The organism is Pantoea sp. SYBGC1 (assembly GCF_057197005.1).
In genome coordinates this window covers 179,442-199,467 of the sequence record NZ_JBXUNM010000006.1, presented here as the reverse complement: position 1 = coordinate 199,467, position 20,026 = coordinate 179,442, and the positions used below count along the sequence as shown (strand labels likewise).

Here is a 20,026-nt window from a genome sequence, read left to right as displayed (position 1 = left end):
CCGTTTTCCGTAAGCCGGTGTGCCGTGTCGATGGAGGCGCATTATAGGGAGTTCTTCCGGGCTGACAAGCGTTAAATACAAAAAAAGAATCGTTCGCGCTATTTTTCGCCACAACGCTCTATTTCACAACGATTTGCCTGGTAACTGCGCAAATTCATGCGCAAATCTGCTTACTGCAGACCAGTCGGTATACTCAACTTCTTTAGAGGTATCAGTTTCGCCACCGGTCATGCGCATAATTAACTGAATCATTACCCGATCAAACCAGCGATAGCGCGGATAACGTAACGCACCGGCAAACACAGCGCAGCAGTCGGGCTGCCACGGTGACTGCTCAAGAAATTTGCGGGTATAGGCATTGGTTTGCGGGGAGCGCTTGTCAGCTTTGCGCGCCGTCAGATTCACGCTAAAGAATCCGCTTACCCGCTGCTGCAGCGACTGCCGGTGCTGCGTGACAAACTTCATCAGCGCCGCATCAAAATGGCCATAGCGAATCGAGGCGCCTATCAGTATGCGATCGTACTGCGACCAGTCAATCTGTCTCGTCTCTGCCAGATCCTGCACATCACATAACTGCTGCGGTACCAGAGTCTGAGCAATACGCGCTGCAATTTCGCGGGTTTGTCCGTCGCGGGTGGAATAAAGTATTAATGCTTTCATTACAGGTTCCTGTTTCTCTTATTCACGCCAGAAAGTCGGCGTGAACAGCACCAGCAGCGTAAAGACCTCAAGACGCCCGAACAGCATCGTCAGGATCAATATCCATTTCGCCACATCATTCATGGTTGTGAAGTTGTCTGCGACTACACCCAGCCCCGGCCCAAGGTTGTTCAGCGTTGCCGCAACGGCAGCAAACGCGGAGAAGTCATCAACGCCGGTCGCGATAATGGCCAGCATGCTGAGCAGAAACACCAGCGCATAGGCGGAGAAGAAACCCCATACCGCTTCCAGAATACGCTCCGGCAGCGCCCGGTTGCCAAGCTTGATGGTGTAAACCGCATTAGGGTGCACCAGACGTTTTAGCTCACGCGAACCCTGCTTGAACAATAGCAGAATACGAATAACCTTCAGGCCGCCCCCGGTTGAGCCTGCCATACCACCGATAAATGCTGAGCAGAGCAGCAGCACCGGCAGGAACAGCGGCCAGCGTGCAATGCTATCTGTGGTGAAGCCCGCCGTGGTTGCCCATGACACTACCTGGAAAAAAGCCTGATTCAGCGTTTGCCAGCCGCTGTCATAAACATTGTGCAGCCAGAGCACCAGCGTGCAGATCACCACCAGCGTAAACTGCACGCCAATAAACATCCGGAATTCAGGATCGCGCCAGTAAACCTTCAGGTTACGCCCGCTCAGCAGTGAAAAGTGCAGGCCGTAGTTACAGCCGGAAATCAGCAGAAAAACCGCAACAATCGTGTTGATTGTCGGGCTGTTAAAATAGCCGATGCTGGCGTCGTGCGTGGAGAAACCGCCAATAGCGATGGTAGAGAAGCTGTGCCCGATAGCGTCAAACATCGGCATGCCGGCCAGCCACAGGGCCAGCGCGCAGGCGATGGTCAGCACAACATAAATCAGCCACAGCGTTTTTGCTGTCTCTGCAATGCGCGGCCGCATCTTGTTATCCTTCAGCGGCCCGGGCATTTCGGCGCGATAGAGCTGCATGCCGCCGACGCCCAGAATCGGCAGTATGGCAACGGCCAGCACGATAATCCCCATACCGCCCAGCCACTGCAGCATCTGCCGGTAAAACAGAATCGCTTTCGGCAGCGAGTCGAGTCCCACCAGCGTCGTTGCACCCGTCGTCGTCAGGCCGGAAAAGGATTCGAAAAAGGCATCGGTCGCGGAGAGGTGAGGCTGCTCGGCAAAGATAAACGGCATCGCACCGACGCTGCCCAGTACCGTCCAGAACAGCACCACAATCAGAAAGCCTTCGCGCGGTTTAAGTTCGGTCTTCTGTTTGCGGTTGGGCCACCAGAGCAGCGAACCAATGACAATCGCCATCAGGAACGTCTGACTGAAGGCGCGGCCGGCACCGTCGCGATAAATCAGCGCCACTAAACCCGGTACAATCATGGTTACCGAGAATAAAATAACCAGCAGACCCACAATGCGGGTAATGGCGCGGAAGTGCATTCAGCCGTGTCCTTTGTTCAGTTATCCAGCGGGAGCAGCGCTAGCGCACCCCGGCTGTAGTCAGAGAGGTTTTGCGTAAAGGCCGCTATCTGCGCATGAGGCAGCGCAATGCGCAGCGTGATGCAATCTTCATAGCGGCTCTCTTCAGTAATGCCGTCAAAACGCTGCAGCAGGCGTTCTATATCGCTCATCTGTGCATAATCACAGCGCAGCATAAAGGATTGCATCGGCACTTTGCGCTGACGCGGCAGCTGTTTCAGCCCCTGCTGCACCCCGCCGCCGTAAGCTTTGACCAGCCCGCCGGTCCCCAGCATGATGCCGCCATAATAGCGTACGACTACGGCAGTGATCTCACCAAGGCCGCTCCCCATCAGCTGCGCCAGCATCGGCTTACCTGCCGTGCCGGAGGGTTCGCCATCGTCGGAGAAGCCCAGCTGCTGTGAATCGTCCGGAGCACCGGCAACCCAGGCCCAGCAGTGATGTCGCGCAGCAGGATGCTCGCTTTTGACCCGCTGCACAAACGCTCGCGCCGCTTCAGCACCCGGCGTATGCGCCAGCAGAGTGATAAAGCGGCTTTTTTTGATCGTCTCTTCGCTGCTGCTTACCGCCTCAGCCGGAATATCATAAGCGTCCATCAGGCCAGGTGCAGGTCGCGCGTCATGTTCTCAATGCGATTAGGGTGGATGACCACATTATCTTCAATGCGGATTCCGCCATACGGCTTCAGCGCATCAATCGCCTGCCAGTCAAAGTGCTGGCTGTACTTGCCCCCGCGCAGCGGCGCCAGCAGCGAATCGATAATATAGAAGCCCGGCTCGATGGTCAGTACCATGCCGGGCTCCAGCACCCGGGTGCAGCGCAGATAGGGATATTGCGCCGGCGCAGCCAGGTGCGTACCGCGATCGTCCTGCATAAAACCGGCCACATCGTGTACCTGCAGCCCAAGAGGATGACCCAGGCCGTGCGGCATGAAAGGTCCGGTGAGATTTTCTGCCACCAGCGCCTCTTCCGTCAGGCCTTTTACCAGACCAAATTTCAGCAGCAAACGCGCAATGCGCTGGTGCATCTGCAGATGATAATCGGTATAGCGTACGCCCGCTTTCAGCGTGGCGATCAGCGCCAGCTCCTCTTTATTCATTGCCTCCACCAGCTCGGCATAGCGCGTTTTGCTTTGCGCTGCATAGCTGCGGGTTAAATCTGCTGCATATCCTGCGTACTCAGCGCCGGCGTCAATCAGGAAGCTGTGACGTTTGGCCGGCGGCTGGTGATCGAGCCGGGTATAGTGCAGCACGGCTGCATGTTCGTTCAGCGCCACAATATTGCCATACGGCACATCCGTATCCCGGTGCCCGGTAGCGGTAAGATAGGCGAGGTTAATATCGAACTCGCTCATGCCGGAGAAAAACGCCTCTTTCGCTGCGCGATGGCCAGCAACCGCCAGCTTCTGCGCCTGACGCAGGCAGGCGAGCTCATAATCCGTTTTGATACTGCGATGATAATGCAGGAAATCGATGACCGCCTGCGGGTTGATCTGCGCGCTGCTGAAGCCCAGCTGCGCAGCACGTTCCGGTACCGGGCCAATGTAGGCGACGTTCTCACGCGATGCGGGCAGCAGCTGTGCAATCTCATCTGCATTTTTCAGCCCGATGACATCAACATCTCCGGTCCAGAAGCTCTCCGGCAGCGGCTCAACGTTATGCCAGTAGTCGACAGGTGAATAGAACCAGAGTTTAGGTTTATTGCTGCCGTCGACCCACAGCCAGCAGTTCGGCACCTGCGTGACCGGCACCCAGGCTTTGAACTGCGGATTCACTTTAAACGGATAGGTGTGATCATCGAGAAAAACGGTCTGCAGCTCGCCGGAGTGGATCAGCAGCGCATCCAGTTTGCCGCGCGCCAGAATCTGTTGCGCCCGCTGCTGCAGCGTTTTGATATGCGCCTGATACAGTGTTTTCAGTGAATCCATGAACGAGTCTCCGATGTCGCGAAAGTGGCCGCAGTGTAGCATAGCCGCGCCGCTATTGGCGCGCCAGCCAGCCTGTGATCGCGGTATCAAATAAGCACACTGCCGTTTGCAAAAGAGGGGCAGGCCGCTCACACTCCTGTTCATCTGGTATGACCAGATCACTTTTCGCGGTTTCAGGAGACGGATATGCTCTACCAAGGCGATACCCTTTCATTACACTGGCTCGAAGACGGCGTTGCCGAGCTGGTTTTCGATGCTCCCGGCTCGGTCAATAAACTTGATATTAAAACCGTCGCCAGCCTGGGAGAGGCGCTGAATGTACTGCAGCAGCAGCCCGGTCTGCGCGGTCTGCTGTTAAGCTCCGCCAAACCCGCTTTTATCGTCGGCGCGGATATCACCGAGTTTCTTTCACTGTTTGATGCCCCTGAAGAGAAACTGAGCGCGTGGCTGACCTTTGCTAACAGCATTTTTAACCGGCTGGAAGATCTGCCGGTGCCGACCATTGCCGCCATTGATGGCTATGCGCTGGGAGGTGGCTGCGAGTGTGTGCTGGCAACCGATCTGCGCGTCGCGACGCCGGAAACGCGTATTGGCCTGCCGGAAACCCGGCTCGGCATCATGCCAGGCTTTGGCGGTAGCGTGCGTTTGCCGCGCCTGCTGGGAGCCGACAGCGCGCTGGAGATCATTGCCGCCGGCAAAGATGTGGATGGATTAAGCGCGCTGAAGCTGGGTCTGGTCGATGCCGTGGTCAGCCGCGACAAACTGCGTAGCGCCGCGCTCACTATGCTGCACGACGCCATTACCCAGCAGAGCTGGCAGGCACGCCGGGCGCCGAAGCTGGCGCCGCTGAAACTGAGTCCGGTTGAAGCCGCGATGAGCTTTACGCTGGCGAAAAGCATGGTGCTGCAGACGGCAGGTAAACACTATCCAGCTCCGCTGACAGCGGTGAAAACAATTGAAGCTGCCGCCGGGCTGACGCGCGATGATGCGCTTAAGCTTGAAACGGCTGCGTTTGTGCCGCTGGCACAGAGCGATGCTGCCCGCGCGCTGGTCGGCATTTTCCTCAACGATCAATACGTCAAAAGCCTGGCAAAAAAACATAGCGCCCGCGCAGAGCTGCCGCAGCAGGCAGCCGTGCTGGGTGCCGGCATCATGGGGGGCGGGATTGCCTGGCAGTCGGCGTGGAAAGGCGTACCGGTTATCCTGAAAGATATCAGTGAAAAAGCGCTGACGCTGGGTATGAATGAAGCCAGCAAGCTACTGAATAAACAGCTGGCGCGCGGCAAAATTGATGGCGCGAAACTCGCTGCCGTGCTGACGACTATCCAGCCGGTGCTGGAGTATAGCGGTTTCCGTCGCGCTGATGTGGTGGTAGAGGCGGTAGTAGAGAACCCGGCGGTCAAAGCGAAAGTGCTCGCTGAGACTGAACAGCAGCTGCGGGACGATGCCATTCTCGCCTCCAACACCTCAACCATTCCGATTAGCGAACTGGCGAAAGCGCTGCAGCGTCCGCAAAATTTCTGCGGTATGCACTTTTTCAATCCGGTACCGCGCATGCCGCTGGTGGAAGTGATCCGCGGCGAACAGACCTCAGAGGCGACCATCAGCAAGGTGGTGGCATGGGCTAGCAAAATGGGAAAAACAGCGGTCGTGGTTAACGACTGTCCCGGTTTCTTTGTTAACCGGGTACTGTTCCCCTATTTTGCGGCTTTCAGCCTGCTGCTGCGCGACGGCGCGGATTATCGCCAGATTGATAACGTCATGGAGCAGCAGTTTGGCTGGCCAATGGGACCGGCGTGGCTGCTGGATGTGGTTGGTATCGATACCGCCCATCACGCGCAGCAGGTCATGGCGCAGGGCTTTCCGGCGCGCATGCAGAAAACTTATCGTGACGCCATCGATGTCCTGTTTGATGCGGGCCGGTTTGGGCAGAAAAACGGCCTCGGCTTCTATCGCTGGGAACAGGATAAAAAAGGCAAAGCGCAGAAAATACCGGATCCTGACGCCGGTAAGCTTCTGAGCAGCGTCAGCGAACCCGCGCGTGCGTTCAGCGATGAAGAGATTATTAATCGCATGATGCTGCCGATGCTGCATGAAGTCGTGCGCTGCCTGGAAGAGAAGATTATCGCCTCACCGGCAGAAGCCGATATGGCGCTGGTCTATGGCCTTGGCTTCCCGCCGTTCCGCGGCGGCGCTTTCCGCTATCTCGATACGCTCGATAACAGCAACGTGGTCGACCAGGCCAGACGCTACGCGCATCTCGGCCCGCTTTATACGCTGCCGGAAGCGCTGGTGCAGCGTGCGCACGCGCATCAGAGCTGGTATCCCGCCGTTCAACCTATTGATGAAGCGTCGCTGCAGCGCGCCTGAGGAACAGAGATGGAAAATGTCGTCATTATTGATGCCGCACGCACGCCCATGGGCCGATCTAAAGGCGGCGCCTTTCGTCAGGTGCGGGCGGAAGATCTCTCAGCACATCTGATGCGGGAGTTGCTGAGTCGCAACCCGGCAATCGATCCCGCTTCGCTGGACGATATCATCTGGGGCTGCGTGCAGCAGACGCTGGAGCAGGGATTTAATATTGCGCGTAATGCGGCGCTGCTGGCGGAAATTCCGCACCGCGTGCCCGCCAGCACGGTGAATCGCCTCTGCGGTTCATCTATGCAGGCGCTGCATGACGCTGCCCGGGCCATTATGACCGGAGATGCGCAGACCTGCCTGATTGGCGGCGTTGAGCATATGGGTCATGTCCCGATGAGCCACGGCGTTGATTTCCATCCCGGCCTGAGCCGGACCGTGGCAAAAGCCGCCGGCATGATGGGCCTGACAGCGGAAATGCTGGCGCGCATGCACCATATCAGCCGCGAACAGCAGGATGCCTTTGCTTTCCGTTCGCATCAGCGCGCCTGGGCGGCGACGCAGCGCGGCGATTTTGCCCGCGAAATTATTCCCACCTGGGGGCACGACGCCGATGGCGTGCTGAAGCGCTATGAGAGTGATGAGGTCATCCGTCCGGAGACCAGCCTGGAGGGTCTGGCCGCGCTGCGGCCGGCGTTTGATCCGGTTAGCGGTACGGTGACCGCCGGCAGTTCATCCGCGCTCTCTGACGGCGCTGCCGCCATGCTAATCATGAGTGAAAGCCGCGCCCGCGAACTGGGCATCACGCCGCGTGCGCGTATCCGCAGTATGGCGGTAACCGGCTGCGATCCTTCAGTTATGGGATACGGCCCGGTTCCCGCCAGCAACATGGCGCTGAAGCGTGCCGGACTCAGCGTAGCGGATATCGGACTGTTTGAACTTAATGAGGCTTTTGCGGCACAAACCCTGCCCTGCATTAAAGATTTAGGGCTTATGCCGCAGATGGATGAGAAAGTAAACCTGAACGGCGGCGCGATTGCGCTGGGGCATCCGCTGGGCTGTTCCGGCGCGCGCATCAGCACCACCCTGCTTAACCAGATGACACAACATGACGTGCAGTTTGGCCTGGCCACCATGTGTATCGGCCTGGGTCAGGGCATCGCCACCGTATTTGAACGTATCTAAAACAGAGACCTGTGAATCGCACGTGTTCCCGCCCTTACGGGCGGGTTTTTTACGGCTGCGCCTCAAATAAACGCAAAGGCATCGCCATACATCTGCGCTTCCAGCGCGCCGCGCTCGCTGCAGAAGCGCTCACGGGCAATTTTTGCCATCTCAAAGCGTCCGGCGATATAGATATCATGGCCGCTCAGATCGGCATGATCCTGCATAACGGCGGTCAGTACCGTACCGCTGCGCCCCTGCCAGCCATCTGCAGGCTGCTCAACCACCGGAATTACCCTGAGATTCGGGTGTTTCACCGCCAGCGCTTCCAGCTCATCCATATCGTAGAGGTGCTGCAGTTCGCGTCCGCCCCAGTAAATGGCGATGTCGCGATCGGGCTGCTGCGCCAGCGCGGTCAGCAGCAGTGAACGCGCGTAGGAAAAGCCGGTGCCGCCGGCGATCAGAATCACCGGGCGCTCGCTCTCTTCCCGCAGCCACGCATCACCATGCGGCATATCAATCGTTACCTGCCGGTCGCTTCTGATGCGATCCATCACTGCCATAGCGTAAAGATTGAGATCGGATGCGCCAATGTGCAGCTCAATAATCTCTTTCTCCATTGGCGTTGAGGCAATGGAGAAAGGACGCTTGTCGCGCTCATCCATTACCACCATCAGATACTGACCGGCGCGAAAGCTAAATTCCGCTTCCGGGATCAGGCGCACGCGATATACGGTCTCGGTAATCGCCTCAACCGAAGTCACTTTGCAGCTTAACGTCGTCATAATTGCCCTTTCTTATGGTTCTCTGCTGCCGTCAGCGCTGCGGCGGTTCGGCAAAGATTGCTAACTCATCCCAGATTGCATCAATACGCGCGGTGACTGCCGGATCTTTGACGATCGGCGTGCCCCACTCGCGCTGCGTTTCACCCGGCCATTTATTGGTGGCATCCAGCCCCATTTTGGAGCCCAGCCCCGAGACCGGTGAAGCAAAGTCGAGGTAATCGATCGGCGTATTCTCTACCAGTACGGTATCGCGCGCCGGGTCCATGCGGGTGGTAATCGCCCAAATCACATCATTCCAGTCGCGCGCGTTTACGTCATCGTCACACACAATAACAAATTTGGTGTACATAAACTGACGCAGAAATGACCAGACGCCAAACATCACCCGCTTGGCATGTCCTGCATACTGTTTTTTGATCGTCACTACCGCCAGGCGATAGGAGCAGCCTTCAGGCGGCAGATAAAAATCGACAATCTCCGGAAACTGCTTGATTAAGATTGGCACCAGCACTTCATTCAGTGCCACTCCCAGCACCGCAGGCTCATCGGGTGGACGACCGGTATAGGTGGAATGATAGATCGGTTTACGCCGCTGCGTAACGTGCGTAACGGTAAAGACCGGAAAGCTGTCTACTTCATTATAGTAACCGGTATGGTCGCCATAGGGGCCTTCCGGCGCCATGTCGCCTGGTTCAATGTAGCCTTCCAGCACAATCTCCGCGCTGGCAGGCACTTCCAGATCGCAGGAGACGCATTTTACCACTTCGGTTTTATTGCCGCGCAGCAGGCCGGCGAAGGCGTACTCCGAGAGCGTATCCGGCACCGGCGTGACCGCGCCCAGTATGGTGGCGGGATCGGCACCCAGCGCTACCGCAACCGGAAAGCGTTCGCCGGGATGGGCTTTGCACCACTCCTGAAAATCGAGCGCGCCGCCGCGGTGCGACAGCCAGCGCATAATCAGCCGGTTTTTGCCGATAACCTGCTGGCGGTAGATCCCCAGGTTCTGTCGCTCTTTATGCGGTCCGCGTGAAACGGTCAGTCCCCAGGTAATCAGCGGTGCCGCATCGCCAGGCCAGCACTTCATCACCGGAATACGCGACAAATCAACCTCATCGCCGCTGAAGATCTCTTCCTGACAGGGAGCATTGCGCAGACGCTTTGTTGGCATATTCAGCACCTGCTTAAACTGCGGCATTTTGTCAAAGAGATCGCGGAAACCTTTGGGCGGCTCCGGCTCCTTCAGAAACGCCAGCAGCTTACCGACGTCGCGCAGCGCGCTGACCTCCTCCTGCCCCATACCCATCGCCACGCGCTTTGGCGTGCCAAACAGGTTACACAGCACCGGCATGTCATACCCTTTGGGGTTTTCAAACAGCAGCGCCGGGCCGCCGGCACGCAGCGTGCGGTCGGCGATTTCGGTCATCTCCAGTTCAGGATCAATCTCCTGAGTGATGCGCTTGAGCTCGCCACGCTGTTCCAGCAGCGAAAGAAAATCTCGTAAGTCCTGGTATTTCATGTGGCTTCAGTTTTCCGGCCAGAGTGAATCGGGAAATCGTGCAGATCCGTAATGGTCTGGCAGTCTGATACAGATGCGCCCTGGTCGTCAATTCTCTTGCCGCAAAGCGCACAGATAACGCACTAATCAGAAAATTCGCAGAGAATTTCTCTGGCCGGCACGGTATACGCCAGCCGATACGCTATAACTCTGACTGCAGGTTTGTTATTCTTGGCATCCATTATTCGGGGGCAGTTATGGAATCCTGGTACTTACTCTATTGCAAACGCGGACAGCTGCTGCGCGCCAAGGAACACCTTGAGCGTCAGGCAGTGACATGCCTCAGTCCAACGATCGCGATGGAGAAGCTGGTGCGCGGTAAACGCACCACTGTCAGTGAGCCGCTGTTCCCTAACTATCTGTTTATTGAGTTCGATCCGGAAGCGATTCATACCACCACCATCAGCAGCACGCGTGGCGTCAGCCATTTTGTGCGCTTTGGCGCTATGCCCGCCACGGTGCCCTATGAAGTGATTGAAGCGCTGCAGACCGATACACCACAGATTGTTCTGGATCCTGAAACGCCGCAGTCGGGCGATGAAGTGCTTATTACCGACGGCACGTTTGAAGGGCTGCGGGCGATTTTTGCCGAGCCCGACGGTGAAACCCGTTCGATCCTGTTGCTGAATCTGCTGAATAAGCAGGTGATGCGCAGTGTGGATAACAAACTGTTTCGTAAGGTTTAAGCCAGCCTGAACAGCTGACGCGCGTTTGCGTCGGCCTGCGCACTCAGCACCTCCGCCGTCTCTCCGCGCCAGCCCGCCACCTGCTGCACCAGATGAGGCAGAAAACAGGGTTCATTGCGCCGCGAGGCCGGACGGGGCCGCATATCGCGCGGCAGCAAATAAGGCGCGTCCGTCTCCAGCAGTAAACGCTCCGCCGGAATCAGCGGCAGCATCTCACGCAGCGCCATTCCGCGGCGTTCATCACACACCCAGCCGGTAATGCCCACTGAGAGGCCCAGCGCCAGACAGGCTTCCAGCTCCGTGCGCGTGCCGGTAAAGCAGTGCACCACCGCTCCCGCCAGCTTCGGCAGCCACGGCTCCAGCACCGCGACAAAGCGATCGTGCGCTTCGCGGCAGTGTAAAAACACCGGCAGCTGCAGCTCTGCGGCCAGCGCCAGCTGGGCATCGAATGCATACTCCTGCTGCTGATGCGCAGCCAGATTGCGGTTGAAGTCGAGCCCGCACTCCCCTATGGCAACTACCTGTTCGCTCTCTGCCAGGCGGCGCAGCGTGCTGGCTGTTTCTGCGGACCACTCACTGGCGTGATGCGGATGAACGCCGGCCGTAGACCAGCAGTAGCCGGGATGCTGTGCTGCCAGCTGTCGTGCCTGCTGGCTCTCCAGCGCGTTAGTGCCGGTAAGCAGCATGCCGGTGACACCTGCTTCACGCGCGCGCTTAACCACCTGAACGCGATCTTTTGCGAATTGCGTGCTGGTCAGGTTTACACCGATATCAAACATCTCTTCCCCTAAATAAAAACCGCCCGGCAGGCGGGCGGTTTGTAAAATGCTTTCACCCCGCGCGCAACGGGGTGTCCTGCGTAAACGCGATCAGGAGTCTTCCTCTGCCGCTTTACGCCCTTTGCCCACGTAGTAGCGGGAAAAGAATACGCCGACTTCAAACAGGCAGTACATCGGAATAGCGAGCAAAGTTTGGGAAAAAACGTCTGGCGGTGTGAGCAGCATCCCAACAACGAAAGCGCCGACCAGAATATAAGGCCGTTTTTTTCGCAAATCGTCCGGCGTGGTGATTCCGGTCCAGCAGAGCAGCACGATGGCTATCGGCACTTCAAACGCAACGCCAAACGCCATAAACAGCGTCATGACAAAGTCGAGATAGTTCGTAATATCGGTTGCAATGGTGACGCCCTGCGGCGCGGTTTTGGCAAAAAAGCCAAACGCCAGCGGAAAGACAATAAAGTAGGCAAAAGCCACACCAACATAAAACAGCAGCGTGCTGGAGAAAAGCAGTGGCATAACCAGCCGGCGTTCATGCCGGTAGAGCGCTGGCGCGATAAATGCCCACACCTGATAGAGGATCACCGGAACCGCCAGAAACACCGAGACAATGATGGTCAGCTTGATCGGCGTAAAAAATGGCGAGGCAACATCTGTGGCAATCATACTGGCGCCGGCCGGCATCTGGCTGATTAGCGGCGCGGCAATCGCGTGATAGATGTCGTTAGCGAAATAGACCAGGCAGAGAAAAATCGCAAACACGGCAATGATGCAGTTCAGCAGACGCTTACGCAGCTCGATCAGATGGCTGATGAGCGGCTGGGTATCTTCAACAGCCATGGTTATCGTTCATCTTTTGCAGAAAGGGGAGTGGATGAGTGCGCCGCATCAGCCCGATTGTTAACGGTTTCTGCGGCAGCAGGTGCCTGCGCCGGTGCGCTGGCGTGATGCTCCGCCTGCGCGGGCGTGACAGCAGCAGCAGCCGGAGGCACATCAGGTTTAACCGCGGCAGGCTGATGAATCGTGTTCGCTTCATCCTCCGCTTTTTCGATATCAATACTCTGCTGAACAGAGCGCTTCATGGAATCAGCGGTTTTGCGCAGCTCTTCCATTGACTGCTTCAGCTCCGGAGAGAGCGTTCCCTTTCCCGCCTCTTCCACTTTTTTCAGGCTGTCCTGCAACTCCTGCAGCTTTAGCTCCTGCGCCAGCTCGTGCTGCACATTAGCCGCCAGCGAGCGAATTGCCCGGATCCAGCCCACTACGGTTTTGACCGCCACCGGCAGACGTTGCGGCCCGAGCACAATCAGGCCGATCACGAACACCAGAACCAGTTCACTAAAGCCAATATCGAACACAGTTACACCTTACTTATCCCGCGGCTGATCTTTGTTCACCGGGTCATGCTGTTTATCTGCCAGCGTTTTGGCATTGAAGTCAGCATCCTGCTCTTTAGGCAGATCTTTTTTCTCATCTTCATCACTCATCGCTTTTTTAAAGCCGCGAATAGATGAGCCAAGATCTGAACCGAGGTTGCGCAGTTTATTGGTGCCAAACAGAAGTACAACGATGACGGCAATAATTAATAATTGCCAGATACTGATACCGCCCATGAGATATGCCTCTGAAATACTTAATAAAACGAAAAACTGTAATGTGGCAGGCCGTGAAACCGGCTCCGGCCTGCGACATTACGCGATTTGCATCAGGCAAACAATTAGTTTGTCTTGCGCCAGCCCACCAGCCAGGTCACGATGCCCGCCGCCATTAACAGCGCCGGGAAGAAGTCCCAGTCGGGCCGGCTCAGGAGTACTGCCGTTCCGCTTAACAGCAGCGTAGCCCCCACACCAAACAGGTAGCGCGACTGATGATGCCGGGTACGCTGCGCGTTGAGTTCATTAACCAGTTTATCGACGCTGTGCTGCAATAACTTATGCTGGCGCATGCTGTCGTAAAACAGCTCCGGCAGTTCTGGCAGTTTCTCTGCCCAGAAAGGTGCTTTCTCTTTAACCTTACGTACCAGTGCCGGAAGACCGATCTGATCTTTGATCCACTCTTCCAGAAAGGGCTTCGCGGTTTTCCATAAATCGAGCTGCGGGTAGAGCTGACGTCCAATCCCTTCAATATAGAGTAGCGTTTTTTGCAGCAGCACCAGCTGCGGCTGCACTTCCATATTAAAGCGGCGCGCCGTGTTGAACAGGTTCAGCAGCACGTGACCAAATGAGATCTCCGCCAGCGGCTTCTCAAAAATCGGTTCACAGACGGTGCGGATAGCAAACTCAAAATCTTCAACGTTGGTATCGGGCGGCACCCAGCCGGAATCTACATGCAGTTCTGCTACCTTGCGGTAGTCGCGGTTAAAGAAGGCAATAAAGTTTTCGGCCAGATAGCGCTTATCTTCTTTGTTAAGCGATCCCACAATACCGCAGTCGATACCAATATATTGCGGATCTTCCGGATGATCGTAACTGACAAAAATGTTGCCCGGATGCATATCGGCGTGAAAGAAGCTGTCGCGGAATACCTGGGTAAAGAAAACCTGCACGCCGCGTTCAGCCAGCAGCTTCATATTGACGCCATGCTGCTCCAGCGTGGCGACATCCGAGATCGGGATCCCGTAAATCCGTTCCATCACCAGCATGGTTTCGCTGCAGTAATCGGAGTAGACCTCCGGTACGTAGAGCATGCGGCTTTGATCAAAATTACGGCGCAGCTGAATCGCATTGGCCGCTTCCCGCAGCAGATTGAGTTCATCAATCAGCGTTTTTTCATAATCGCGGACCACCTCCATCGGACGCAGGCGGCGACCATCCGGCAACAGGCGCGGCACCCAGCGTGCCAGCCGGTAGATCAGCTTCATATCCGCTTTGATTACCGGCAGGATATCAGGGCGGATCACTTTAATAACCACTTTGCGGCCGTTAGATTTCAGCGTCGCGGTGTGGACCTGAGCGATAGAGGCAGAGGCGAGCGGTTTAATATCGAAATCATCAAACCAGGTCTCAACCGGACCGCCAATTGAGCGCTCAATCTGCGCTTTTGCTTTCACGCCGTCAAACGGCGCAACACGGTCCTGCAGGATTGCCAGCTCATCGGCAATCTTTGGCGGAAACAGATCGCGACGGGTTGAGAGCATCTGACCAAACTTGATCCAGACCGGGCCAAGCTGCTCCATTGCCAGGCGCAGGCGCAGGCCCATCTCCGCTTCTTTATGCCGGTTAGGGATCCAGAATACGCAGCGGCGCCACAGCCGCAGCGGCAGCGTGATGCGCATGTGCGGTATGAGTTCATCCAGCCCGTAGGTCAGAAAAATTTTAATGATAAAATATAAGCGCCGAAGTTCTCCGAGCGTCATTTCGCCTCCCGCTGTGCCAGACGCGCCTCAAAGGCGTTTAGTGAACGCTCCATCGCTTCAACCTCTTCTGCAAACCATGCCAGCTCCAGCGCACCGGGCGCCAGCCGCCACTCTTCGGTTACCACCTGACTGAGATAGTCCTGACGGCGTGTTACCTGCTGCTGCGCAAAAGCCAGCGCCCGCCTGCCAGCCTGACTGATACCCTGAGCCGCAATATCACCGGTCCAGGGCGCCAGATACTCTGCCGGATCGAGTTCAGCCAGATCCATTAATGCGGAAAACTGCTGTACCACCTGCAGATCGCCCTCAACGTTCAGCTCGCCGCTGCGGATCAGGCCGGTAAGCTGCTGGCGATCGCGCAGTTTAGGCAACGTACTCAGGCGCAGACTGACGCTGCAGTCGCTGCTGTCCTGCCAGTCGCCCAGCACGTCCAGTCGCGTTTCGCTGAAAACCAGTACAAGGGGAAAATCGAGCTCCTGCAGCCGCAGCAGCAGCACCTTACCTGCCAGGCGCTGCCGGGCAGCTTTCAGACTGCGATCGCGATAAAGTACACGATTCAGCGCGGTTTCAAGCGCGCCGGTAATAAGAGGGGTTAGCGTCATGGTTACTCAGAACTTAAAGCCACGATGCAGCGCGACAATGCCGCCAGTCATGTTGTGATACGTACTGTTTTCAAAACCAGCATCGTTCATCATCGCTTTCAGGGTTTCCTGATCGGGATGCATACGAATAGATTCAGCCAGATAGCGATAGCTCTCTGCGTCATTCGCCACCAGCTGCCCGATACGCGGCAGAATATGGAATGAATAGGCGTCATACGCCTTGCTCAGCGGATCCAGCACCGGCTTAGAAAATTCCAGCACCAGCAGACGACCGCCCGGCTTCAGCACGCGAAACATTGAGGCCAGCGCTTTCTCTTTTTCCGTAACGTTGCGCAGGCCAAACGAGATGGTGATGCAGTCAAAATAGTTATCCGGGAACGGCAGAGCTTCCGCATTCGCCTGCACATAGCTGACGTTGCCGGTGACCCCGAGATTACGCAGCTTTTCACGGCCCATTTTCAGCATCGAGCTGTTAATATCCGCCAGAACCACCTGCCCGGTTTCACCCACCAGGCGGGAAAATTTCGCCGTGAGATCGCCCGTGCCGCCTGCCAGGTCGAGCACGCGCTGACCGCGACGCACGCCGCTGCTGTCAATGGTAAAACGCTTCCATACGCGATGGACGCCGAACGACATCAAATCGTTCATCAGGTCATATTTTGCCGCAACGGAATGAAACACGTCCGCGACTTTATCGGCCTTTTCACTTTTTGCTACGGTCTGGAAGCCAAAGTGAGTAGTTTCCTGCTGTGATTCATCTGCCATCGGTTTTACCTGTTCCACAAATAATTCTCTCCGAAGTGTATCAGAGTCGCGCGATCCGAGCACGTTGCCGCCGGTTATTCATTGATACGGCGCACTTCTGCCGGTGTTTCCGCATCATCTTCTGCCCAGCGCTCATTCGCTTCATCCGGCAGCGCCTGCTGCACCAGCTGCGGATTAATGGGCCGCTTAACTTCAACTCCCAGCGACTTAAACGCCTCGCTCTGGGCGATAAGATTGCCGCGCCCTTCTGCCAGCTTTTTCATCGCCTGCTGATAGCTTTGCTGCGCCTTATCCAGATTATGGCCGATGCCGCTCATATCATCGACAAACAGCCGCATTTTGTCATAGAGCCGTGCGGCGCGATCGGCAATGCGCTGGGCGTTGCGGCTCTGATGCTCATAGCGCCACAGATTATTGATAGTACGCAGCGCCACCAGCAGCGTAGTCGGACTGACCAGCATAATATTCTGCTGCAGCGCCTCGCTAATCAGCTCAGGCTGCCGATCGATGGCCAGCAAAAACGCCGGCTCCACCGGGATAAACATCAGCACATAATCCAGCGAGCGTAAACCGGGCAATTGTTGATAATCTTTTCGCCCCAGCAGACGAATATGACCGCGCATCGCCGCAACATGATCCTGAATCGCCAGCTCCCGTGCGGCATCATCCTCAGCGTTAAAGTAGCGCTCATACGCGACCAGCGTCATCTTGGCGTCCACCACCACATCTTTGCCCTGCGGCAGCCTGACAATCACGTCAGGCTGCATGCGCCCCTGCTCCAGCGCGATGTTAACCTGGGTTTCATACTCATACCCCTCCCGCAGGCCGGACGCTTCCAGTACCCGGCTGAGCACCACTTCGCCCCAGTTACCCTGAATCTTGTTGTCGCCTTTCAGCGCTTTGGTCAGGTTTAACGCCTCCTGCGCCATTTGTGCATTGAGCTGCTGCAGCTGGCGGATCTCATACGTTAACGTATGACGCTCACGCGCCTCCTGACCGAAACTCTCATTGACCTGACGGCGAAAGCCATCCAGCTGATCGCGCAGCGGCGCAATCAGGCTGTTCAGACTCTGTCGATTTTGCTCATCAACACGGCGACCGCTGTTTTCAAAAATGCGATTCGCAAGATTCTCAAACTGGGCGCTCAGACGCTGCTCGCTGTTAGTCAGCAGCCGCTGCTTCTCTTCAGCGGCAAAGCGCGTCTCCTCCAGCCGGATAGTCACCTCGCGCAGCTCCGCTTCCTGTGCGCTGTTGACCTCCAGCTGATTACGCAGTTCGCGGCTGAGCTGCTCACTTTCTGCACGCCAGTAATCCAGCTGCTGCAAGCGCTCCTGTGCCCCGCTCAGGGTGCCATGGAGCTGCCGCAGCTCCTGTTCACGCTGCCGGAGCTGCAGCTGCAGCTGTTCCTGTTCGCGCTGCTGACGCTGCTGCGCTGCTTCCAGCAGGCGATGCTCCGCGGTCAGGCTGGCGTGTTGCTGGCTGGCACGCAGCTGCGCCAGCAGCCAGCCGATACCCAGACCGGCCAGTGCCAGCACAAGCGTGATAATAAATTGCTGATCCATGATCCCCCCGCCCCTCGCGATGCTCAGGGGAAAGGTAAAGTTGGCCTGGAGGAATGTCTACTGAAATCTCTGACCGCCAGGCCGCAGGAGGTCAGCAGGCTCTGACCGTGAGTTCGCCCGCTTTCCAGGCATCGATCAGGAAAAATGGCATCGGCAGCACCCATTCACGCTCATTCACCACGCGCGCCGGATAACACCAGCTCTGGTCGCCACAGGCGAGTTCAACCTGCTGCGTCCCGTTGCAGGGGGCAGTGGCCTTACCGGTCATGCTGGCATAGCCGGCGTTACTGCCAACATGAAAATGGTCCGTCTGCCAGCGAACGGGGGCGTGAGCGGGCCACGGCTGCGCCTGATGAAAATGAAAAAGATCGTCATGACTGAGCAGGCTGGTGCGAACGGTGGGCCACAGCGCCACCTTGAGGAAATATTGATCGGTGAAGCGCTGATTGCCGGTGTAGCGCGCCATAAAGTCACGCATCTGCTGCGCAAGGTTGCGGAAGACGCCGTGACAGCCGCCCCACATTCCGGCCAGCAGCAGTTCAGTATGGGTAAAGTAGTCACGCATATGATGAAACCAGAACGGCGAGTCGAGCCAGGCCTGCACGGCCGCGGCTTCGCGCTCTGACAGCAGCGAGTCGGCGTCGCGAATGATAAAGCGCCTGACCGTGGGGTCATCCATCACCAGAAAGCGCCAGAGCGTAGGCTGAATCTCCTTTTCGTGCGACATATCCACCAGCTGCGCGCCGGCCTGCTGCAGGCGCTGCCAGACGTGCTGCGGCACGCTTTCATCCAGATAGACGCGACAGTGCCATGCCGGATAGAGCTCGCGCGCGACCTCAACGTTCTTAATCAGCGTTTCGCAGTAGCGCGGCTGATTGCCATACAGGCTGAACGCAATACTGTTTTCCGCCGGATTGTGCGGGTTAAACGCCGGTGGCGCATCAGCCGGAAACGGCTGCTTTTGTCCGGCAGAAAAGCGGGCATCAGAGTGCATCAGCGAAGCCAGGCCGTAGCGCGCCACCTCATCCGGCTTATCCAGCCAGCCGCAGACCTCAGTCAGGCCATCCAGCCAGGTTTCCGAAGCCTGTGCACGCTGTGCGTCAGGCGCCTGGCAGATTTTCTGATAGATTTTGTACGATTTTTTATAGTCGCCGGTGCGCATCAGCGTCAGCGCATAGTCGCTGAGCACCTGCATATGGTTCGGCATTACCCGCAATACCGCTTCACAGCACTGACGCGCCTGCGCGTAGTCGCCGTCGGCCATCGCCTGGCGAAACTGCGCGGCGGCGTGTTCAACGCGCGCCTGCGCAGCAGCGGGATTATTGACAGAGGCGGAACGGGGAGCGGAGAAGGTTTTGCGCATAAAAGGGATCCCGGAGTTCGCTGAATAGGTGCGCATCCTTATTCGTCAGCAACTGAGTTCCCTGTGAGGCGGGTCCCGCATCCATTGCCAACTGGCGCACTACAGTAAGCGACGCGCGGCTTCCACCACAATTTTCACGGCGTCGCTCTCGGTCTGCTTCATGGTTGCCGCGTCCGGGATCTCTTTTTGCGTACGGTTCACAATGACGCCAGCCACCATGCCGGCACGCAGTCCCTGACTGGCGCACATGGTTAACAGTGTAGCGGATTCCATCTCATAGTTAAGTACGCCCATCGCCTGCCACTCCTGCATGGAGCCCTGAAAGCGATTGACCACACGACCAGAGAAGGTGTCGTAACGCTCCTGGCCCGGATAGAAGGTATCAGAAGAGGCAGTGATGCCGATATGGGTACGCGCGCCGCACTCTTCTGCCGCCGCGACCAGCGCCGTGGTACAGGCAAAATCGGCCACGGCCGGAAACTCCATCGGAGCAAAGTGCAGGCTGGCGCCATCCAGGCGTACTGAGGCGGTCGTCACCAGCACGTCACCGACGTTAATGTGCGGCTGAATGGCACCGGTGGTGCCGACGCGCAGGAAGGTGCGGACGCCGAGCTGCGCCAGCTCCTCTACCGCAATCGAAGTGGAAGGACCACCGATACCGGTTGAGCAGACCACTACCGGCTTGCCGTCGATCTCCGCCAGCCAGGTGGTGAATTCACGATGCGACGCCAGATGCTGCGGATTCTCCATCAGCGCAGCGATTTTTTTCACCCGCTCCGGGTCGCCCGGGACAATCGCCAGCGTAGCGCCTTTCAGGTCAGCTTTAGTGATACCAAGGTGGAAAACGTCAGACTGGGTCATATCAGACTCCTGCTAATTAAGTATTGTGACGCGCACTCTACGTGAGGCAGCGCGACAAATATGTGATATCTCTCACTTCGAATAATGAAAGTTACATTACT

The 20,026-nt window shown here is 57.1% G+C and carries 19 protein-coding genes; 3 read left to right on the top strand and 16 right to left on the bottom strand.

The genetic code is table 11. From position 1 onward, the window contains the following. Nucleotides 1-123: 123 nt before the first annotated feature. Genes hemG through pepQ form a run of 4 tightly spaced genes read right to left on the bottom strand, consistent with a single transcriptional unit; the run spans nt 124 to nt 4,096 of the window. Nucleotides 124-660, bottom strand: a complete 537-nt coding sequence (gene hemG / locus AC2CF9_RS12600) for a menaquinone-dependent protoporphyrinogen IX dehydrogenase (RefSeq protein WP_484557155.1) — start codon at nt 658-660, stop codon at nt 124-126. A gap of 18 nt (nt 661-678) precedes the next feature. Further along, a complete protein-coding gene (gene trkH, locus AC2CF9_RS12595) occupies nt 679-2,130 on the bottom strand; it encodes a Trk system potassium transporter TrkH (RefSeq protein ID WP_065647777.1) in 1,452 nt (483 codons plus the stop codon). 17 nt (nt 2,131-2,147) lie between these two features. Further along, nucleotides 2,148-2,765 carry an IMPACT family protein gene (locus AC2CF9_RS12590; RefSeq protein ID WP_150017898.1) on the bottom strand — a complete coding sequence of 206 codons (618 nt, stop codon included), beginning with the start codon at nt 2,763-2,765 and terminating at the stop codon, nt 2,148-2,150. Then, nucleotides 2,765-4,096 (bottom strand): Xaa-Pro dipeptidase, encoded by a 1,332-nt coding sequence (gene pepQ / locus AC2CF9_RS12585; protein ID WP_484557154.1) that lies wholly within the window; start codon nt 4,094-4,096, stop codon nt 2,765-2,767. The genes AC2CF9_RS12590 and pepQ overlap by 1 nt, the downstream gene beginning before the upstream one ends. Before the next feature lie 186 nt (nt 4,097-4,282). Between pepQ and fadB the strand changes: the two genes are divergently transcribed. Both fadB and fadA read left to right on the top strand, forming a co-directional pair. Next, on the top strand, nt 4,283-6,466 hold the full coding sequence (gene fadB, locus AC2CF9_RS12580) for a fatty acid oxidation complex subunit alpha FadB (RefSeq protein WP_484557153.1): 2,184 nt from the start codon (nt 4,283-4,285) through the stop codon (nt 6,464-6,466). Between the two features lie 9 nt (nt 6,467-6,475). Beyond that, nucleotides 6,476-7,639: an acetyl-CoA C-acyltransferase FadA gene (gene fadA / locus AC2CF9_RS12575; RefSeq protein WP_484557152.1), complete on the top strand. Its 1,164-nt coding sequence runs from the start codon at nt 6,476-6,478 to the stop codon at nt 7,637-7,639. Nucleotides 7,640-7,701: 62 nt separating this feature from the next. Here fadA and fre read toward each other — a convergent pair whose 3' ends face one another. Both fre and ubiD read right to left on the bottom strand, forming a co-directional pair. Then, a complete protein-coding gene (gene fre / locus AC2CF9_RS12570) occupies nt 7,702-8,403 on the bottom strand; it encodes an NAD(P)H-flavin reductase (protein ID WP_150017894.1) in 702 nt (233 codons plus the stop codon). A 31-nt stretch (nt 8,404-8,434) separates the two neighbouring features. Beyond that, nucleotides 8,435-9,919 (bottom strand): 4-hydroxy-3-polyprenylbenzoate decarboxylase, encoded by a 1,485-nt coding sequence (ubiD, locus tag AC2CF9_RS12565; RefSeq protein WP_039381814.1) that lies wholly within the window; start codon nt 9,917-9,919, stop codon nt 8,435-8,437. A gap of 236 nt (nt 9,920-10,155) precedes the next feature. Here ubiD and rfaH point away from each other — a divergent pair, with 236 nt between their 5' ends. Then, nucleotides 10,156-10,644, top strand: a complete 489-nt coding sequence (rfaH, locus tag AC2CF9_RS12560; RefSeq protein ID WP_039381813.1) for a transcription/translation regulatory transformer protein RfaH — start codon at nt 10,156-10,158, stop codon at nt 10,642-10,644. On the opposite strand, the gene tatD is transcribed toward rfaH, so the two are convergent. From tatD to udp, 10 genes are all read right to left on the bottom strand, one after another. Next, a complete protein-coding gene (tatD, locus tag AC2CF9_RS12555; RefSeq protein WP_150017892.1) occupies nt 10,641-11,423 on the bottom strand; it encodes a 3'-5' ssDNA/RNA exonuclease TatD in 783 nt (260 codons plus the stop codon). The two genes, rfaH and tatD, sit on opposite strands and share 4 nt — an antisense overlap. Nucleotides 11,424-11,513: 90 nt before the next feature. Further along, nucleotides 11,514-12,260, bottom strand: coding sequence for a Sec-independent protein translocase subunit TatC (gene tatC / locus AC2CF9_RS12550; protein ID WP_150017891.1), 747 nt, complete (start codon nt 12,258-12,260; stop codon nt 11,514-11,516). A gap of 2 nt (nt 12,261-12,262) precedes the next feature. Continuing rightward, nucleotides 12,263-12,775, bottom strand: coding sequence for a Sec-independent protein translocase protein TatB (gene tatB / locus AC2CF9_RS12545; RefSeq protein ID WP_150017890.1), 513 nt, complete (start codon nt 12,773-12,775; stop codon nt 12,263-12,265). A 9-nt stretch (nt 12,776-12,784) separates the two neighbouring features. After that, entirely contained in the window at nt 12,785-13,030 is a 246-nt protein-coding gene (gene tatA / locus AC2CF9_RS12540) for a twin-arginine translocase TatA/TatE family subunit (RefSeq protein WP_039381803.1), read from the bottom strand. A gap of 104 nt (nt 13,031-13,134) precedes the next feature. After that, nucleotides 13,135-14,772, bottom strand: coding sequence for a ubiquinone biosynthesis regulatory protein kinase UbiB (gene ubiB / locus AC2CF9_RS12535; RefSeq protein WP_150017889.1), 1,638 nt, complete (start codon nt 14,770-14,772; stop codon nt 13,135-13,137). After that, nucleotides 14,769-15,374, bottom strand: coding sequence for a ubiquinone biosynthesis protein UbiJ (gene ubiJ / locus AC2CF9_RS12530; protein ID WP_039381799.1), 606 nt, complete (start codon nt 15,372-15,374; stop codon nt 14,769-14,771). Before ubiJ ends, ubiB begins: the two co-directional genes overlap by 4 nt. Before the next feature lie 6 nt (nt 15,375-15,380). Then, a complete protein-coding gene (gene ubiE / locus AC2CF9_RS12525) occupies nt 15,381-16,139 on the bottom strand; it encodes a bifunctional demethylmenaquinone methyltransferase/2-methoxy-6-polyprenyl-1,4-benzoquinol methylase UbiE (protein ID WP_039381797.1) in 759 nt (252 codons plus the stop codon). A 74-nt stretch (nt 16,140-16,213) separates the two neighbouring features. Then, on the bottom strand, nt 16,214-17,701 hold the full coding sequence (rmuC, locus tag AC2CF9_RS12520) for a DNA recombination protein RmuC (protein ID WP_484557151.1): 1,488 nt from the start codon (nt 17,699-17,701) through the stop codon (nt 16,214-16,216). 91 nt (nt 17,702-17,792) lie between these two features. Next, on the bottom strand, nt 17,793-19,064 hold the full coding sequence (locus tag AC2CF9_RS12515; protein ID WP_484557157.1) for a tetratricopeptide repeat protein: 1,272 nt from the start codon (nt 19,062-19,064) through the stop codon (nt 17,793-17,795). 99 nt (nt 19,065-19,163) lie between these two features. Continuing rightward, entirely contained in the window at nt 19,164-19,925 is a 762-nt protein-coding gene (gene udp, locus AC2CF9_RS12510; RefSeq protein WP_039381790.1) for a uridine phosphorylase, read from the bottom strand. Nucleotides 19,926-20,026: the final 101 nt, after the last annotated feature.

What these genes read in the sequence shown, in the direction of transcription:
- hemG (WP_484557155.1), bottom strand. Translation starts at nt 660, where the DNA reads ATGAAAGCATTAATACTTTATTCCACCCGCGACGGACAAACCCGCGAA.
- trkH (WP_065647777.1), bottom strand. Translation starts at nt 2,130, where the DNA reads ATGCACTTCCGCGCCATTACCCGCATTGTGGGTCTGCTGGTTATTTTA.
- AC2CF9_RS12590 (WP_150017898.1), bottom strand. Translation starts at nt 2,765, where the DNA reads ATGGACGCTTATGATATTCCGGCTGAGGCGGTAAGCAGCAGCGAAGAG.
- pepQ (WP_484557154.1), bottom strand. Translation starts at nt 4,096, where the DNA reads ATGGATTCACTGAAAACACTGTATCAGGCGCATATCAAAACGCTGCAG.
- fadB (WP_484557153.1), top strand. Translation starts at nt 4,283, where the DNA reads ATGCTCTACCAAGGCGATACCCTTTCATTACACTGGCTCGAAGACGGC.
- fadA (WP_484557152.1), top strand. Translation starts at nt 6,476, where the DNA reads ATGGAAAATGTCGTCATTATTGATGCCGCACGCACGCCCATGGGCCGA.
- fre (WP_150017894.1), bottom strand. Translation starts at nt 8,403, where the DNA reads ATGACGACGTTAAGCTGCAAAGTGACTTCGGTTGAGGCGATTACCGAG.
- ubiD (WP_039381814.1), bottom strand. Translation starts at nt 9,919, where the DNA reads ATGAAATACCAGGACTTACGAGATTTTCTTTCGCTGCTGGAACAGCGT.
- rfaH (WP_039381813.1), top strand. Translation starts at nt 10,156, where the DNA reads ATGGAATCCTGGTACTTACTCTATTGCAAACGCGGACAGCTGCTGCGC.
- tatD (WP_150017892.1), bottom strand. Translation starts at nt 11,423, where the DNA reads ATGTTTGATATCGGTGTAAACCTGACCAGCACGCAATTCGCAAAAGAT.
- tatC (WP_150017891.1), bottom strand. Translation starts at nt 12,260, where the DNA reads ATGGCTGTTGAAGATACCCAGCCGCTCATCAGCCATCTGATCGAGCTG.
- tatA (WP_039381803.1), bottom strand. Translation starts at nt 13,030, where the DNA reads ATGGGCGGTATCAGTATCTGGCAATTATTAATTATTGCCGTCATCGTT.
- ubiB (WP_150017889.1), bottom strand. Translation starts at nt 14,772, where the DNA reads ATGACGCTCGGAGAACTTCGGCGCTTATATTTTATCATTAAAATTTTT.
- ubiJ (WP_039381799.1), bottom strand. Translation starts at nt 15,374, where the DNA reads ATGACGCTAACCCCTCTTATTACCGGCGCGCTTGAAACCGCGCTGAAT.
- ubiE (WP_039381797.1), bottom strand. Translation starts at nt 16,139, where the DNA reads ATGGCAGATGAATCACAGCAGGAAACTACTCACTTTGGCTTCCAGACC.
- rmuC (WP_484557151.1), bottom strand. Translation starts at nt 17,701, where the DNA reads ATGGATCAGCAATTTATTATCACGCTTGTGCTGGCACTGGCCGGTCTG.
- AC2CF9_RS12515 (WP_484557157.1), bottom strand. Translation starts at nt 19,064, where the DNA reads ATGCGCAAAACCTTCTCCGCTCCCCGTTCCGCCTCTGTCAATAATCCC.
- udp (WP_039381790.1), bottom strand. Translation starts at nt 19,925, where the DNA reads ATGACCCAGTCTGACGTTTTCCACCTTGGTATCACTAAAGCTGACCTG.